This is a genomic window from Vibrio vulnificus NBRC 15645 = ATCC 27562, assembly GCF_002224265.1.
Classification (GTDB): domain Bacteria; phylum Pseudomonadota; class Gammaproteobacteria; order Enterobacterales; family Vibrionaceae; genus Vibrio; species Vibrio vulnificus.
On sequence record NZ_CP012881.1, the window covers coordinates 2,510,838 to 2,527,637 of the forward strand.

A 16,800-nucleotide genomic window follows, 5' to 3' on the forward strand; every position below is an offset into this window, starting at 1 on the left:
TTTTTCATATTAAAAAAACAAAAAACAAAAAACAAAAAACAAAAAATTAATGGCGATTTTATTTATAAATTTACGAGAACAGTGTTCTTGATAATACTGATAACGATTAATTTTGTATTGATCTCACTAGAAGCTCTGTAGTGCCTATTTCCCCACCTGTTCAGAGTGACCTATCTATTGGTGCAGAGTTAGCTAGGCTACAGAGCTTAGCTCTGTAGCTTTTCTATTAAGAGTGACCAGTGCTCTACTTAGTCAGTTAATCCAAACTCGTGTTTGGACAGAATGTGATTGGCCTCTTGCTCTAAATCGTTTAAAAAAGGTTGAAAGGCACCTTGAAATCTTGATTATTTGTCATATTAAATAATCACAGAAAACTCTAAGTCGCCAATTTTATCAAATGGATTCTTATCAATAGATTTTATTTTATTATCAACAACTAATTGATTCGAAAGAATTACGTCGTCCAAGGTTAAGTTAGATAAATAATTTGCACCTTTCACTGTGTCAAGCACAATTAAGAGAAGAGTATTTACGTAATCCGACAGGTGGTTTATTGCATAGTGACTTAAACTATCAGAAAACCCAACATGTACTATATTATTTCTCTTTTGATATATTCTGTATAATTGTTTCTCGATATCCTCTCGGGTATAACTAATTCTCTTTCTTATCTCCTTCTTATTGGAAACAATGTTATAAAGAGCGAAAAACCTAAAATATAAAAAATCTAAACTAATGATTGATGCACATACCTCTTTAGCACTTGACTCGCAAGTTACTATTTTGTAGAAGTCATCCAATGAAATTTTCCTAGAAAAAATATCATCATTAATATTATGACGTTTTTTAACCGTATCTGGAATGCTAACGTGATAACTCTCCAGCAGTATAAGAACATATTCTACACGTTGCCTTATTGATTGTATTGCATATAATTTTGGCAAGAAGTTAATTACGGAGGCTATTATACTTTTCTCATCCCCTGAATAAGATAGTGACTCAAGGCCAATCCATAAACTTAACAATTTCTGCTCTAAACGTGCGGATTCCTTAACCTGTCTTAAGTTTTTAAGAACACCCTCAATTTTTTTCTGAGAAGAAATTTCAAATCGGCTTCTAAAATCATAGTTAACATACTGATTAAATTGACTATTCCTCAAATCGTAAGTTAATAAGCTGTTTAACAACTTGACATTAACATCACGTTGGTAAGTATGCCCTTTAGCTTTATAATCAACATAGCAATTATCGTGGATTGATAAGTTAGTCTTAGATAGTAATGTTTTTAAAAGATCAATTTCGGATTCTATTTTTTCATTAGCTAATAGCGATGCACCAACATAATCTAAAGTCTCAATCGATATTTGAAAATAAAAATCAGGGGAGAATTTTGAAAACGTCTTTGTCGATATTGTATAGTGCTTATCAGGAATACTATCTAATATCTTAACCCCTTTAACTGGAGTGTATTTCTTAATGGTTTCTTTTTTATTGGTTTTAATGCCAAAAAATACCTTAAACGGTCTAACCTTACAGTCCAAAGAGTTAAAGAAAAAATCAACTTGGTCTTTATATATTCTGTTATTATAATTGGACACTCTAGTAAGCACTTGTGTCTTATTAAATAAATATGTTGGAGAGTACCCAGAACTCAAAAGAAATGTAACATATGCTCTTGTTAATGAGTATATTTCTTCTGTAATTCTTCCCTTTTCACTTATATCACGATTATCACAAATAGATTCAATTAAGAGTGCCTTAATCGTATCAAAGTACAAATCATGCTGTTCAATAATTCTTTTACATAGAATACTTAATTGAATAATAAGCGATCTAGAAAATTTATCAGAACTAAAGTTTTTGGCACAATCATCGAAAACATCTAAAATATCACCAAAAATACTTTTGGATACAACGTCTCGCTCAAGAGCTAACTTAAGTTCTTTTAATGATGAAGTTAAATACCCTTTGCCCTTGTCATTTTCCTCATAAACTTTAATGTTTTCTAATACTTCTTTTGCTAAGTCAAGTACACCCATCATCTTGGCTTGATGAAAATGTGGTGTTTCCACTGATAGAGATTCAGAAAAACACTCAAGAAAAAACCTTGCTCTCCAATCAGGGAAAGGTAGTTTATCCCATGCTTCTTGTTTTAGGACTTTCAATATAAACCTCAAAAATTTAATACTCGGGCGACTAGCCCAATAGCTTCATTTCTATGCTCGCCATTTTGCATTTTTATCAATCAGTTACAACTAAATCATTGTGATTTAGAGAAAATTATTCACTGAAAAATCTAACATTACGTGTTAAACCGATTATTAATACATATTCTCACTAATGCATATAGTGCGAATGCAACATGAAAACTATGAGTCTATGCAATAGGTATGCTCAAGCACGCTAGTTTATTTCAAGAGGATTGGCTCAGAGTGTTTTGCAGCCATACTAACGGTGTACCAATGTAGTCCTAAGAAAGTTTGGGGCAAAGGTGATTTAGGCAACTAAGAAGGATCTCTTCTGAGTTGCGAACGATAGTGCGCTCTTGAGTTTTAGCATTACACCAGATATCGCAAACAATGTAGTTGAGCTATTTACGACTGGTCTATTTCACTAAGTCGTTTTACTTAAAACTCTTGGATGATATGTGCTCTGGACAGATTTCTGACTAACTTCTGCTAATATACTGCTTAGAGTATAAATGTCAAATATACTCTGTGAAGTATATTGCTTTAATATACTTCGTAGGGTATATTTGCGAAATATACTTTATGGGGTATATAATGCACGCTATCTCCATATCTAACTAAGGGTATCATAATGCTAGTTAACACACCGACAGCCCTCGGCAATGCGTTACGCGAAGCCCGAAAGGACAACGGCCTAAAGCAAACAGATCTTGGTCTGCGGCAAGCAACGGTATCAAATTTTGAAAGCAATCCTGAAAAATCTACGATAGACACATTATTCAAGCTCCTGTCTATCAATGGGCTAGAAATGCATATTGTGCCTAAAGGCAAGCACATTACTGAAACTAAAGGGGCTGTTGACGAATGGTGAGTCGACTTCATGCTTACATGAATGGCTTGAAGGTTGGGGTACTTGAAAAGCGCACAAACGGCGCACATGTTTTCACTTACGATTCGGGCTGGATTTCAGCACCAAATAGTCGCCCTATCTCGCTTTCTATGCCTCTCAGGAAGGGTGCGTATACTGGCAGTGAGGTTATTAACTTCTTTGATAACTTACTGCCAGATAATCAGCAGATACGAGATAGAATAGCCGCTCGCTATAAAGCAGATACTAAACAGCCATTTGACCTACTAGCTAAGGTTGGTCGAGATGCTGTAGGTGCTATCACGCTAGTTCCAGAAGGCTTTGATGTAGACGATCATCGAGTTATAACCGCAAAGGCGTTATCCGATAAGGAATTGGTTAGAATCCTAAAGGGATATATGGAGGGCGCTCCTCTGGGGATGCTGAAAGAGGAAGATGATTTTAGGATTTCGATAGCGGGAGCGCAGGAAAAGACAGCCTTACTGTTTCACGATGGAAGATGGATGCTACCACAGGGAATGACTCCAACTACGCATATTATCAAGCTGCCAATAGGTGAAATTGTTTCTCAGAACAATGTTATTGATTTGTCTGCTAGTGTAGATAATGAGTTGATTTGTATGAGGCTAGCAAAGGCGTTCGGCATTCAAACGGCAAACTGTGACATTATTCGTGCTGGTGATGTTCGTGCCTTGTCTGTTGAGCGATTTGACCGAAAATTATCTTCTGATAACAGCTATTACTTGCGCTTGCCCCATGAGGATTTTTGCCAGGCAAAAGGGATTCCCTCAGCTAGAAAATATGAAATTGACGGTGGTATCGGCATAGAAGAATCTATTGATATTTTGCGATACTCATACGAAATCAACGATACCGTTACTTTTGCACGTTCTCAGATATTGTTTTGGCTACTAGCTGCCATTGACGGGCATGGAAAGAATTTCTCTGTAAGTATAGCCGCATCTGGTCGATATCAGCTTGCACCACTGTATGACATTATTTCGGCACATCCACTGGCAGGTGGGCGTGGTTTGAGTGAGCGTAAGATCAAGATGGCAATGAGCTTACGTGGTACTAGTGGTCGAAAATGGAAGTGGCACCAACTTCAACCGCGCCATTTCGAAGATACCTTTCACACTATGAACGTCCCGAACATTAGGCGAGAAAAGGTTCGCTTATTGCTTGATGAGTTCGAATCGACGGCAAGGGCGGTGATTGATTCTGTCGGAAACTCGCTACCAACTGATATCAATGAAAGCGTAAGAGATAAGATATTTAACGGTGTCTTAAAGACCGTCAAGAAGATTCAATTGACAAAAAAATAAATCAGTATTTAAAGAAAAGCCTCACAGTCGTGCAAGTTATTGCACGACTGTTTTGATATTTTTGGGGATGGTCAAGCTACCGCTCGCTTTGTTAGTTGTCAGCCACGCCTGTAATTCGAAAAGGGCAAAGGCTTGGTACAGTGGCTGAGCTATCGAGTCTTTTTTGGCGGTTTCGTAGATAAAATTAGTTGTATTAGGAGGTTAGGTTCTCCTTCTTCCAAGGAAGCTCTTTCTCAAAGTATATGAGCTTATAATCCTCAAGGCGTGAATTGAGCGCCTCTTCCCATTTCTCTAGCCCTGAACGCTTTTCATCGATGTATTCGTACATGTCGTAGTGTCTGCCTGACACATCATTAATGGCATGTCCCTGTATACGGTCACGATACTCTTTTGAGATTTTGATTTCGCCACCTAAAGTCTTTACCGTTCTACGAAAGTCTCTAGCGACAAACGACCTCACTTTTGTCACTTTTTTGTACGTAATTAGCGCTTGAGCAATTGTGTTAGTTGGCATATGTTCATCAGTATTTGTTTTCTTATAGAAAACAAATGGGCTATTAGTACTGCTTGTTTGTTCTCTAATTTCTTCTAGTATTTTGATCGCAGATTCAGTGAGTGGAACCATGTGGTTCTTCTTAGTTTTTTGGAAAGCTTCAGTGATTAGAACTGTTCTTTGAGCAAAATTGATATTCGCCCACTTAATCGTTACTACTTCGTGTGGGCGCTGTCCTCCGAGATAGAAACAAAGCCTTAATACCTGCCTAGTTTGATATGCGAGGTTTAAATCGTCATACCGATGTTCCATGTCATAAAGAAGGTGAATTACTTCTTTCCATGACAGGTAATGGTTTCCGACTTTTTCGAATTGTGTTGGGATATTAGATATAGGGTTGCTTTTTATTCCGAATTTTGCGCCTCGATTGCGATATTTGGGGTCATTGTCATACTCCAAAGCAAAGTTAAAAGCAGCATGAAGAATTGAACGGATTTTGTTGCTTTTCGAATCGTAACCTTGGTCTATAGGGATTGCTAAAGCGTCGAGAAAATCTTCGGCTTCAAAGTCCTTAGCTTTTTTATTTATGTCGACATAAGGGAATACGTTGGCAACGATTTTTTGATATTCGTCTTGATATGAGCGGTTACCTTTATCTTTTTTGTGCTGCGTATGAAAATTGATGAGTTGCTCAAACGTTCCTAATTCTTTTTGTTCACGCTCTTCCTTGGCTTTTTCTTCGGCTTGTTTCTTTCGTTCGGTTTTTGGATCGATTCCTTGAGATAATAGGTCACTATATTCTTTGCAAAGGTCACGAGCTTGGGAAAGGGTCATACCTGGAAATTTCCCGAGAGGTATAAACTGAGCATTATTAGGGCCTTTGAAGTAGCGGAATTTGAAGTTGATTGAACCTGAGGGCATGACTTGAACTCCGAGCCGACCTTTTCCTCGTTCTCCTGTTTTGTCCCACACGTAATATGGACTTTTCTTCGGCTGTAATCCCTTTATCTCTTTTACAGTTAACATTTCATCACCTCAACTCACGAACTAGCGCAACTTGACTAACAGTAAAGTTAGTCAAGTAACTAGTCAAGTAAGGAAGTGATTTAGTGTAGTTGTATGTAATCTTAAGTAGTATGATTACTATCTGGGTTTGCTGTAAGTGATTGATTTTATTTTGTTGGTTAATCTTGTGTTATCGTTTGAAACCATAAAACCACATCACTTCTAAGGATGTGGTCGTAGGTTCGAATCCTACAGGGCGTGCCATTTATTCTAAGGCCTCAGCATCTCATGGTGCTGGGGCTTTTTCGTTTTGGTCATCTTTCCCTTTATTTGGATTGTCCGGGCTTTGTTAGCAATGTCACGATGGTGTCAAAGCGGCCTGCTCATCTTGACTTTGCTGCGTCCAAAAAATAGCATGCCGCTCGTTTTTAAAGCGCGATGGGCAGCACTCATCGTTTCCTTTTCATTTATTGAGGTACAACAGAAACCTATGGACTCGTCGAGTAGTCGAATATCACAAAATGGTTTTTTCGAGCCTTCGAAAATGCCAACGGTTTTCTGCTAGCCTGCCAATCTACACTGTTAGCTTGTGCTGGGTAGTCGATACCCATTGGCATAAGCGAATACTGCTTTTCCTCGTTAATACCATCTCTCTATTGATATATGCCTTCGGCCGTTTGCCGCGGGAACGATATGTTTATTGATTTTCCTTAGATGCTTTGTCGCGTCTAGAACAATAAGCGACGACATGTCATGCGTACAACTTTTCGTCCGATGAAAGGGCGGAGGTGACTGCGTGGGTTTCTTTGTCCTGAGCGACACTCAGGAGAGATAACCATGACTCTATTACAGACACAAAAAATCGATAACGCGAACGCACAAAACGTTGGTGGCGGCCACGCTGTGCACATCGATACTCACACTAACTTGAAAGATGCGTCTATTTCGATGATGTATCGCAAACGCGTTTTCTGGTTGGTGCTGCTGGTTTTCGGCAACGTTTTTTCAGGCGCTGGGATTGCTTATTTTGAAGAGATCATCCAAAGCCATGTGGCACTCGTGTTTTTCTTACCCTTGCTTATCGACAGTGGCGGTAATGCGGGTTCGCAATCGGCCACTTTAATGGTACGCGCGCTAGCAACAGGAGAAGTGATGGCGAAAGATTGGGCGAAAATGCTCAGTAAAGAGCTTTGCATTGCCGCTCTTCTTGGTATCACTATGGCTGGTGCGGTGTCACTGCTGGGTTTTGTGAGAGGGGGGTATCACATCGCGCTTGTGGTGGCGATCACCATGCAGATTGTGGTGATTGTTGGTTCCGTGGTGGGCATGTTGCTGCCGTTTCTGCTCAGCAAACTTCGATTTGATCCAGCCTCTGCGAGTGCCCCATTAATCACGACCATTGCAGATGCGATTGGGGTGATGATCTATTTCTCTGTGGCAAGCATGTTGTTGGATTTGCCTGCTGCGGGTTAACGACCAAACACCAGTGCAACGATTGAGTTTTTTCTGAATTTTCGACAAATTTTGCACGGTTAATAGGAATGTTGCATCAAGTTGAGTAGATTATTGGCTTAACTACTTTAGCTTGATGTAACAACCTGGACGTACGCGTGATCATTCGAGTAATTGAGAAGTGGCTTAATCTAAGCCGCTGGCATGAAGATTTTAGGGAGAGCTCATTTGTTTTTATTGCACTCTCTTTTTTAACGGCGATATTTTCGTTTTTTCTCTACTACAACATTTTTATTGTCCCTTTTCCTCCGATGATTTTGCTCGATGGCCTAGGTGTGTTGGGCTGTTTGGTTGGCTTCTATTTGCTTAAAGATAATCGGCGTTCCCGTCTAGCGTGCATCATTGCGGTGGTTGTGATGATGGTGATCAGCTTGCTTTATATCGCTGATACGGGAAATGAGGAATTTGCCCTCGCATTTACTTTAAGCATTCCGGTGATCTCCATTTTTGTTGTCGGTTATCGCTTAGGGGCGACGTTTAGCGTACTCAATTTTGCTGTCATCGCTTGGATCTGTTTTAGCCAAATGCCGAACTGGACTGCAGTGCCTTTCGACAACATCAGCTTTATCCACTTAACGGTCATCTATTTTACTTTGTTTGCTATCGCCTACTTTTACGATTCTGGCCGCAGGCAAACCATGGCGTTGCTCAAAGAGTCCAATGCAAAACTGCAGCAGCTCTCAGTAACGGATGCACTCACTCAACTACCTAACCGTTTGTATATTGAAGAGTTTCTCATCAACTCAAACCAAGTGCATTGGATTGTGATTCTCGATATCGACGATTTTAAGAAAATCAACGATCGCTATGGGCACGATGTTGGTGACAAGGTGTTGCAGATTGTGGCGCAGAAAATTGAAAGCTGTGTTGGTGGCAATGGCGTGGCTTGTCGCTGGGGAGGAGAGGAGTTTCTCATGGCTTTTTATCTGCAAGAGATTGACGTCATAGAGGACAAGATTTTCCGTCTGCAGCAAGAGATCGCGACGTTTGAGTTTGGTTTACGTAGCCCGATCACCTTCAGTTGTGGCGGGGCGCCGCATCAGCCTAAACATTATCGCAAGGCGTTTCGTCAAGCGGATGAAGCACTCTATCGAGCCAAAAAAGCAGGGAAAAACAGCTTTGTTTACGATGTGATTGCCAGAGTTAGTTAGTGTATTGCGCTAATTTTTAGCGAATGGCGTAGTGATTTATCTTGTTCTCCAATATTTTTGTTGAACAAATTTGGGTTGTTTGTTGTTTTTTTAGTCGATTATTTTATAAATAATTGCGATGCGTCTCATTTATAAAATATGAAATTGTTATGGATTGATTGCATAAGCTATTCTCCAGCTTTATTTGGCTAGAGTAACTTTATGAAAACTAAAATCATTTTATGTTCAGCGGTACTAGCAGTACTTTCTGGTTGTGCGTCAGTACCTATGGTTGATTCTGAACTCTCCGATCAAGCGAAACAGTTTGAAGCGCCAACCGAAGGGAAAGCGGGCGTTTATGTATATCGTCCAGAATCTGGCATTGGTGGTGCACTGAAAAAAGATGTGCATATTGATGGTGAATGCATTGGTGAAACGGCACCGGGTGTTTTCTTCTACCACGAAGTGGATGGCGATAAAGAGCACATTGTCAGTACCGAATCTGAATTTTCTCCAAATGAAGTCACCTTGTTTACTGAGCAAGGACGTCTCTATTTTGTTCAGCAATACATCAAAATGGGGGCATTTGTTGGCGGTGCGGATTTAGTGGTTGTCGATGAGTCAACGGGTAAATCTGACGTTTACAAAACAAAAATGGCGATCAAGGGCAACTGCTCAGCCAAGTAATTCGACGCTCTCGTCTACAGACCCAAGCTTTGTGCTTGGGTTTTTTCTATCTACGATAAAGAGGCCATAGGTTCAGAGTTTATAGGCGAAGAGGTTATTTCTGTCGCATTCCGTCGCTTTTGTTTGTTATTCCTACTGTTTTTTATGTCTGGTTATTAAATCTTTTGCATTTGGTGCCGATAACAAGGTTTTCTAAGTGTCTGTTATATGGGGTAAGTTATGAAGTTTAGTCAAAAAGTCATACTGGCTTCTTCTGTGTTGTTGCTTATCAGTATCGTATTGCTGTCCATTCAACAATCGCTATTGGTCAAAGACAAAGTCGAAAAATTGGTTGAAAGCAGCCTGATGGAGCTGGAGCAAGGGGTGCGAGATGCCGTTAGTGCGCAGATGGAAAGTAAACGCGCTTTGGCAAAATCTACGCAAGAAATTATTGAGCTTTCGCCACTTGATCAAGGCTATGTGGCGGATGTGCTTGAAACCTCCGTGGTAAAACAAGGTTTTATCGCCGTGGGGCTTGGCTACGAGCGTGACGGTTTGGTGGTTGAAAATGACGACGCATGGGAAGTGGAATCCAGCTATGACCCAAGAACTCGCCCTTGGTATCAACAGGCAAAAGCACAAAATCGTTTAGTCGTCACAGAGCCCTATGTGGACTCAACCACAAAACAAGTGGTGATTTCTATCGGTGCCCCAGTGCGATCTCAGGGGCAGTTCATTGGTAGCTTGTTTTACGACGTGGATTTAGGTGGCTTAGCAAAATTAGTCAATCAAACCAATTTGTTTGATGCGGGCTATCTCTTTATTGTTACCCCAGACGGCACCACTATTGCGCACCCAGATGTCAACAAAAATGGTGAGAATGTATCCAGTTATCTTCCTCAGGTTCGTATTCAAGAAGGAGAGCAACGCTTTGAAAAAGAAGGCGTGTCCTATCTCGTGCGTTTAACTAAGGTTGGCAGCGAAGGTTGGTTTGTTGGCGCTGTGCTCGATGAGTCGACGGTTTATTCAGCGATCAGCGAAATGCGCAGCAGCTCTTTGATCTATGTGGTAATCGCAGTGGTGCTGAGTGTTCTGGCTCTTTCTGTGTTAATGAAAGCGTTAATGCGTCCTTTGGGAGCGTTGAACGCCGCCATTCAGGATATTGCCAGTGGCAATGGCGATTTAACTAAGCGCCTTGATACCAATACTGATCCAGAATTTGCGGAAATGGCGCGTGGTTTTAACCGCTTTACTGAAAATCTTCAGCAGCAGGTGATTCAATCGAAAGCGATCAGTGCCGAGATTCTCAATGGAACCGAAATGTCGGTGATGGGGGCTGAGCGAGCTTCTTCCGCGGTTGGTAGTCAGCTTCAAGAACTTGAACAACTGGCGACAGCCATGCATGAGATGTCGGTCACGGCGCTTGAAGTGGCAAACAATGCACAAAGCGCGGCGCATGCCGTGAAAGAAGCAGATCAAGTGACGTCGGCCGGGTCGACAGTGGTCAGTGATACGACCAATGCCATTAGCCAACTGTCACTGCGAATCGATCAAGCGGTAGAGGAAGTGCAGGGCTTAGAAAGCGCGACCACCAATATCGAAACCATCTTGAAAGTGATTAATGAAATTGCCGAGCAAACGAACCTCTTAGCCCTAAACGCTGCGATTGAAGCTGCACGTGCAGGTGAGTCGGGACGCGGTTTTGCGGTGGTGGCTGATGAAGTTCGTACGTTGGCGTCACGCACGCAAGAATCCACTACGCAAATTCGCAGCATGATTGAGCAGTTGCAAGCAGGGGCGAGTTCAGTCTCTTCTGTGATGGGCGAGAGTAAAGCCACCACGGATGTGGCAGTGACGCACGCACAGCAAGCAGATCAAGCCTTACAAGAGATCCGAGAGATCATGCAACGCATTACTGATATGAACCTGCAAATTGCCTCTGCCGCAGAAGAGCAAAGCCTTGTTGCGGAAGAGATCAACAGCAATACGGTGAGAATCAAAGATCTTTCAACCGAAGTGTCTCAGTTGGCGGCTCAATCGAACGACGCCATGGCGCAGCAAACGGTGTACGTGCGCCAGCAAGATGCCCTGTTGAATAAGTTTATAGTTTGATGTCATTCTGAATCACTCTTTTGAAGATATGCCCAGCCCATAGCGGCTGGGCTTTTTTTGTCTTGTATTTACTGAGCATGCCAGAGTGTGACAACGGCAATGATATGTGCAGGTGGTCTTGGCTATAGTCAGCTCTCGTTCAGTTGTTGAGTAATAAAAATGATTAAAAACAAAGTGTTGTCTAAAGTTTCTTTTGCGCTTTGCCTTGTGGTGAATACATCAAGTGTTTACGCTGATTCTCAGCCTCTTTCTTTGCCCAGTGGTGAGGAATGGCTAACGCATGCCGCGCAGGGGCTCGCGCCTTATTGGATGATGGAAAGCGCGCAGGGTGTACCTGTGGGCAATTTCCCAACCTTTCGCTGTGATGATGGCTCGGTATTAAAGCGGGACAGTGTTTGTCCGGAGTTAGATCGAAGTTGGATTTCTCCCTACTTTACGAGGGACTACACGCGAATGAAATCGCGACAGATCTATGGTTATAGCGTGCTGTACCATCTTACGGGCGATACTGAAGCGCTAAAACTGGCCAAGCAAGGGGCTGACTATCTGATTCGCCATCTGCGAGACCAAGAGCATGGTGGTTTTGTCAGCTATACAGAGCAAGGCAAACCAGGTTTGGCGTGGCAGCAACGTACATCGCAAGATCAAGCGTATGCTTTGGTGGGTTTGGCGATGCTTTATTACCTAACCCGCGATGAAGAATTGCAAGCCGTATTGGTAGAGCAGCAGCGGTTTATTTTTGACCAATACCGATTGTCAGATGGGCAAGGTCTCGCTTGGGTGCTGGCCGATGGTGATGAGCAAAGTGCCAAACAACGCGAGTTGGTGGCGCAGCTTGACCAAATTAATGGCTACTTATTGTTGGTGGCCCCTTTACTGCCAGAGCCGCACAAAACGCGCTGGTTGAAGGATCTTTCTTGGTTAACCGAGATTATGGTTAACCAGTACCACTCCAAAGAGGAACAACGTTTTTATGGGGCGATTCATCACAAAGCGATGATGATGCAAGAGGCGAAACACAATGACTTCGGTCACACCATTAAAGCGTATTGGATGACGTATCTGGCTGGTGAAAAATTGAACCGATCTGATTGGCAGGCGTTCGGTAAACAAGGTATGCAAGTGACCTTGCAACGCGCGGAGTACGTTCCTTATTGGCCTGATATTGCAGCCTGGATTCCGGATGATTTGAAAGCGCGTTGGCAAGGGCATGACATCTCTACTTGGCGTGGCCGACCTGACAGTAATGGCATCTCCTCGTGGGAATGGGCAGAGTTAGATCAAGCTGCGCTCACGGTGTCGATGCTGGAGGGTAAGCCAAAGCCAGTGTTGTATTACACCTTACCGAGTTACCTGCAAATTTGGGTGGATCCAAAACACGGTGGCGTTGGGCTAGATCCGCAAAGTACCAAAGCGTTTCATTGGGGCAATGCTTATCATCAATTTGAACATGCACTCGTTGGGTACGTTGCAAGCCAAGCTTTAGCAAAACAGCCCGCCATTTTGTATTACGCGATGTCAGCGCAAAGGGCTGACAACTTGAACCCTTACTATTTTTCAGGAGATGCCGTCAGCGTTGAATCGATATCATCCAATAGCGCGGCGCCGCAAATCAAAGTCACGTTTAGCAACGTTCGACCGTAATCTGTTTAGGCTTAGCAACAGCTAAGCCTTTTCTCTTCCCGTCTTTGCGCTACATCTCTTTTTTGCCTGATTAAACCGCGAAACTTAGTTTACGTTTTTCGCGGCTATCATTCTTAGGCGAACAGGCGTATCGGGCTTATAATCTCGCCCTCATTGGGTGAGAGAACCGCTCTTTATCCAATGCTATCTGCCTGATACAAAGAGCGTTCTATGATTGGAATCTATTTTCAAATCAATGACTGGGTTTTGTGCATTGATGAGAACAAGCTGTATCGACAAGATAGGGAAGTCTCCGTCGAGCCACGTCTAATAAATTTACTGCATTTCCTTGCTGAACACGTTGGAGAAGTGTTTGGTCGCGAGGAACTGATCCAGCACGTTTGGGATGGGGCCATTGTCACCGACCAAGTGGTGACGCAATCCATTTTTGAACTCCGCAAGTTACTGCGTGATGGGCGAGAAGAAAATCTCAGCTACGTGGTTACTGTACCAAAGCGCGGTTACAAGCTGGTGGCCAATGTTGAGCGCCTAACGGCCAATCCTTATTTGTTGCGCCAGGCAGAACCTGCTGAGGTTGATTTGCTGGAGCCGACAATCACTGAGCCATCGATCGTGACGCCAGAAGCCGAAGCCCCGAGTGCAAATGAAATGGTTTTTCCAGCAGGGCCACTCACACGCGCTATGTGTCAAAGCCAGCAACAGAAAAAGCCGAAGCGGCCCAATATTTCTCGTTGGCGCGTGAATGCATTCAATGCGCTATGGATTGGTTTGGTGATCATTGCCATGGGCTTTTTTACCATCAAACAATCACAAGTGCGCATTACGCAAGTGGTGGATACCCATCTGATCGAATTCATGTTTCAAGATGATTATCATGCCCAAGCGTTAAGTCACGATCTGGCCGATGGTATTGCACAGAAGCTGATGGCCGACATCACTCAAGTGACCGACTATCGCGTGATGTTGAGTAAAACCGCGTTTACTTCTGGCATTTTGCCGGGTAAATCGATCATGGTTCGAGTGAGCGATAAAGACGGTCACGCCTTTATTGAACTGGAGTTAAAAAACAACTCCTCGGGCGCGGTGTTGTTTAGCCGCCAATACCCTTTGGATACATCGCATCTTTCGTCGGTTTTGCACCGAGCGGAAGTCGATATTATGCAGGCGTTACGCTTGCCAAATGCAGAGCAACAAGCGCAGATTTTACTGGTGGATTTTCCTAAGCAGCCAGCGGCGTTGGCCTTGTATGTGCGAGCGAATCATTACCTCAATCTCTCTGATCGGCAGCAGGTACAAAAGGGGATTGATTTGCTTGAACAGGTGCTTAACTTAGAGCCGAACAATCATTACGTTCAGGCCGAGCTCCTGATTGCGTACCATGTTCAGCAAGCCTTGTCTGACATGCCGACGCTAAACCAAGAACGCATTTTATTGTTGAGCAGCAAATTGCAAAACGCCAGTGATGCACTGGATGCGGTGGTTCAACCCCGAATTTACGAAGCGTTAGCGCTGCAAGCGACGGTGGATGAAGATCTGCCCTCGGCTGAGCGGTATTTAGCCAAAGCGCAGCAATTGCGTGAGTCGGTGCTCTCTTATGTACTGCAAGGCAAACACGCGGAACTGCGGGGTGATCTTGATGGTGCTAGTGATGGTTACAGCGAAGCTTTTTATATGGACACGTCACTAGAAACTTATTTGTTGTGTGAGAGGCTGGTATTTCAGTCAAATCTAAAATCGATTGACTACGCCATGTATCGCTCAGTGCATCCTTCGGTGGTGCGTTTGATGTAACAACCCAGTTTGGGTTTGCCATTCACCTTTGCTCTCAGACATCGCTGTGTCTGAGAGCGTTTCATTTTCTTATCTTTTCCTTCTTTGTGTGTGAACCTCATTGTGAGTTGCACGTCTTGTTCCATCGTCTACTCTCTTATTCTCTTTTACTCTCTTACTCTCTTTTACTCTTTTACTTGCTTCCTCGCTTCTCGGCTTCAATAGCGCGAGGGTGCGCTCGCTGGATAAATTCGATATCAACGCATTATCAACGCATTATCAACTTCCCCCTCAATCGCAAGTTGATGTGCTTGAGGGCGAATGAAAGAGCAGGTTGATAACTTTATTGTCATGAGTTTATGTTTTTAGGTTTTTTCTTAACTATCTGAAAATGTTGGTTTATATGTTTGTCCTTTATCACCTTGATATCAAGAAACTCATTTTTGTCTCATCATTTTATTGATAATCGTAAGTTTATTTTTTTTATCTGCTTTGGGCGTAATCTCCACTTCGAACATTAACGGGGTCACGGAGAACGTTTTCTCTTTATCGCGTTAATAACATCAAAAGAGCAGCGACAAGGTTGCTTCGCGTTGCGGTTATTTGTTCGTTTGAGTTTTGTAACTTAAGTTGAATCGAGTTGGAGATGTTATGTCATCTAATGCTAAGAAAATCGGCCTAATTGCCTGTACAGGTGTCGTGGCTGGTAACATGATGGGCAGTGGTATTGCCTTACTTCCTTCTACACTGGCGAGTGTAGGTTCTATCTCTATTTTTAGTTGGGCGATCTGTATTGTTGGTGCATTGAGCCTGGCATTCGTGTTTGCTCGTTTGGCAACCAAAAACCCTCAAGAGGGTGGCCCTATTGCGTATGCAGGTGAGGTGTCACCGGTGTTTGGTTTCCAAACGGGCGTGCTTTACTACCACGCGAACTGGATTGGTAACTTAGCCATTGCCATTACCGGTGTTTCTTACTTATCGGTTTTCTTCCCAGTACTGAATGACCCGATTCCAGCAGGCCTTGCGACCATCGCTTCTGTTTGGGTGTTCACGCTGGTTAACTTACTTGGTGGTAGCTGGGTAAGCCGACTCTGTACTGTTGGTTTGGTGCTGATTTTGGTGCCTGTATTAGGTACAGCGCTATTTGGTTGGACGCACTTCGACAGCGCAATTTACAGCCAGAACTGGAACGTTTCTGCAGGTAGCGATGGCCATGCGATCATCACCGCGGTACTTATCTGTCTTTGGTCTTTCGTGGGTGTGGAATCTGCGGCGGTATCATCAGGCATGGTTGAGAACCCAAAACGCACGGTACCACTTGCGACCATGCTAGGTACTGCGATTGCCGGTGTGATTTACGTGCTTTCTACTCAAATGATCAGCGGTATGTTCCCAGCTTCTGAAGTGGCTGCATCCGGTGCACCATTTGCGTTGGCGACCACTGAACTGTTCGGTAGCTGGACAGCGCCATTTGTCTCTGCGTTTACTGCGTTGGCGTGTTTCACCTCTCTTGGTTCTTGGATGATGTTGGTGAGCGAAGCGGGTAAACGTGCCGCAAACGACGGCAACTTCCCTAAAGTGTTTGGTGAAACCGACAAAAACGGCGTGCCTAAGAAAGGTTTGGTTATCGCCTCTAGCATGATGACGATGTTGATGTTGGTGCTGATGTTCTTCAGTTCAGAAACGGCTCACGCTTCAGATATGTTTAACCAATTAACCACTGACGCAGTACTACTCACTATGCTGCCTTACTTCTACTCAAGCATTAACTTGATTCGCTTCGAAGGTATGACAACTCGCAATACATTCGTGATGTTGTTCTCGGGCATTGCCAGCTTGTTCTGTATGGTTGCCCTAGCCGGTGCAGAGGGTTCAACCCTCACCGCAACCTTCATCATGTCTCTCATCATCTTGATGTTCTACAGCAAGAAAACAGGCTTGGCCCAATACATGGCTGCCCATCCTGAAGAAGCTTCGGCTCAACACTGATTGATTCCGCTGGCGGACTGCCACGCCAGCGCTTCCTAATTTCATCACGGCGCTCGTCTTACTCACTGTGAACCATCACAGAGAGCGCCCTTTTTCG

11 protein-coding genes are annotated in these 16,800 nt (G+C 43.3%); 9 read left to right on the forward strand and 2 right to left on the reverse strand.

Going from position 1 to position 16,800, the window contains the following annotated elements; translation table 11 throughout:
• Positions 1-356: 356 nt before the first annotated feature.
• Positions 357-2,165 carry a hypothetical protein gene (locus AOT11_RS11710; RefSeq protein WP_017422049.1) on the reverse strand — a complete coding sequence of 603 codons (1,809 nt, stop codon included), beginning with the start codon at positions 2,163-2,165 and terminating at the stop codon, positions 357-359.
• 655 nt (positions 2,166-2,820) lie between these two features.
• Here AOT11_RS11710 and AOT11_RS11715 point away from each other — a divergent pair.
• Entirely contained in the window at positions 2,821-3,060 is a 240-nt protein-coding gene (locus AOT11_RS11715) for a helix-turn-helix domain-containing protein (RefSeq protein WP_017422048.1), read from the forward strand.
• Positions 3,054-4,382 (forward strand): type II toxin-antitoxin system HipA family toxin, encoded by a 1,329-nt coding sequence (locus AOT11_RS11720; RefSeq protein WP_017422047.1) that lies wholly within the window; start codon positions 3,054-3,056, stop codon positions 4,380-4,382. Before AOT11_RS11715 ends, AOT11_RS11720 begins: the two co-directional genes overlap by 7 nt.
• Positions 4,383-4,575: 193 nt before the next feature.
• Here the strand turns inward: AOT11_RS11720 and AOT11_RS11725 are convergent, their stop codons facing one another.
• Positions 4,576-5,901: a tyrosine-type recombinase/integrase gene (locus AOT11_RS11725; protein ID WP_017422046.1), complete on the reverse strand. Its 1,326-nt coding sequence runs from the start codon at positions 5,899-5,901 to the stop codon at positions 4,576-4,578.
• Between the two features lie 816 nt (positions 5,902-6,717).
• On the opposite strand from AOT11_RS11725, the gene AOT11_RS11730 reads away from it, so the two are divergent.
• The 7 genes from AOT11_RS11730 to cadB all read left to right on the forward strand — a co-directional run bounded on the left by AOT11_RS11730 (position 6,718) and on the right by cadB (position 16,703).
• On the forward strand, positions 6,718-7,353 hold the full coding sequence (locus AOT11_RS11730) for a magnesium transporter (RefSeq protein ID WP_017422045.1): 636 nt from the start codon (positions 6,718-6,720) through the stop codon (positions 7,351-7,353).
• A gap of 137 nt (positions 7,354-7,490) precedes the next feature.
• The gene (locus AOT11_RS11735) at positions 7,491-8,543 is read left to right on the forward strand and encodes a GGDEF domain-containing protein (RefSeq protein ID WP_017422044.1); all 1,053 of its coding nucleotides are present in this window, start codon (positions 7,491-7,493) and stop codon (positions 8,541-8,543) included.
• 201 nt (positions 8,544-8,744) lie between these two features.
• Positions 8,745-9,209, forward strand: a complete 465-nt coding sequence (locus tag AOT11_RS11740) for a DUF2846 domain-containing protein (protein ID WP_011079944.1) — start codon at positions 8,745-8,747, stop codon at positions 9,207-9,209.
• A gap of 219 nt (positions 9,210-9,428) precedes the next feature.
• Positions 9,429-11,300: a methyl-accepting chemotaxis protein gene (locus tag AOT11_RS11745; protein ID WP_017422043.1), complete on the forward strand. Its 1,872-nt coding sequence runs from the start codon at positions 9,429-9,431 to the stop codon at positions 11,298-11,300.
• A 159-nt stretch (positions 11,301-11,459) separates the two neighbouring features.
• Positions 11,460-12,944 (forward strand): AGE family epimerase/isomerase, encoded by a 1,485-nt coding sequence (locus tag AOT11_RS11750; protein WP_017422042.1) that lies wholly within the window; start codon positions 11,460-11,462, stop codon positions 12,942-12,944.
• Positions 12,945-13,154: 210 nt separating this feature from the next.
• On the forward strand, positions 13,155-14,735 hold the full coding sequence (cadC, locus tag AOT11_RS11755; protein ID WP_017422041.1) for a lysine decarboxylation/transport transcriptional activator CadC: 1,581 nt from the start codon (positions 13,155-13,157) through the stop codon (positions 14,733-14,735).
• 630 nt (positions 14,736-15,365) lie between these two features.
• On the forward strand, positions 15,366-16,703 hold the full coding sequence (gene cadB / locus AOT11_RS11760) for a cadaverine/lysine antiporter (RefSeq protein WP_017422040.1): 1,338 nt from the start codon (positions 15,366-15,368) through the stop codon (positions 16,701-16,703).
• Positions 16,704-16,800 lie beyond the last annotated feature (97 nt).

Coding starts and splice junctions, on each gene's coding strand:
- AOT11_RS11745 (WP_017422043.1), top strand. CDS start 9,429: ATGAAGTTTAGTCAAAAAGTCATACTGGCTTCTTCTGTGTTGTTGCTT.
- AOT11_RS11715 (WP_017422048.1), top strand. CDS start 2,821: ATGCTAGTTAACACACCGACAGCCCTCGGCAATGCGTTACGCGAAGCC.
- AOT11_RS11740 (WP_011079944.1), top strand. CDS start 8,745: ATGAAAACTAAAATCATTTTATGTTCAGCGGTACTAGCAGTACTTTCT.
- AOT11_RS11750 (WP_017422042.1), top strand. CDS start 11,460: ATGATTAAAAACAAAGTGTTGTCTAAAGTTTCTTTTGCGCTTTGCCTT.
- cadB (WP_017422040.1), top strand. CDS start 15,366: ATGTCATCTAATGCTAAGAAAATCGGCCTAATTGCCTGTACAGGTGTC.
- AOT11_RS11720 (WP_017422047.1), top strand. CDS start 3,054: ATGGTGAGTCGACTTCATGCTTACATGAATGGCTTGAAGGTTGGGGTA.
- AOT11_RS11725 (WP_017422046.1), bottom strand. CDS start 5,901: ATGTTAACTGTAAAAGAGATAAAGGGATTACAGCCGAAGAAAAGTCCA.
- AOT11_RS11730 (WP_017422045.1), top strand. CDS start 6,718: ATGACTCTATTACAGACACAAAAAATCGATAACGCGAACGCACAAAAC.
- cadC (WP_017422041.1), top strand. CDS start 13,155: ATGATTGGAATCTATTTTCAAATCAATGACTGGGTTTTGTGCATTGAT.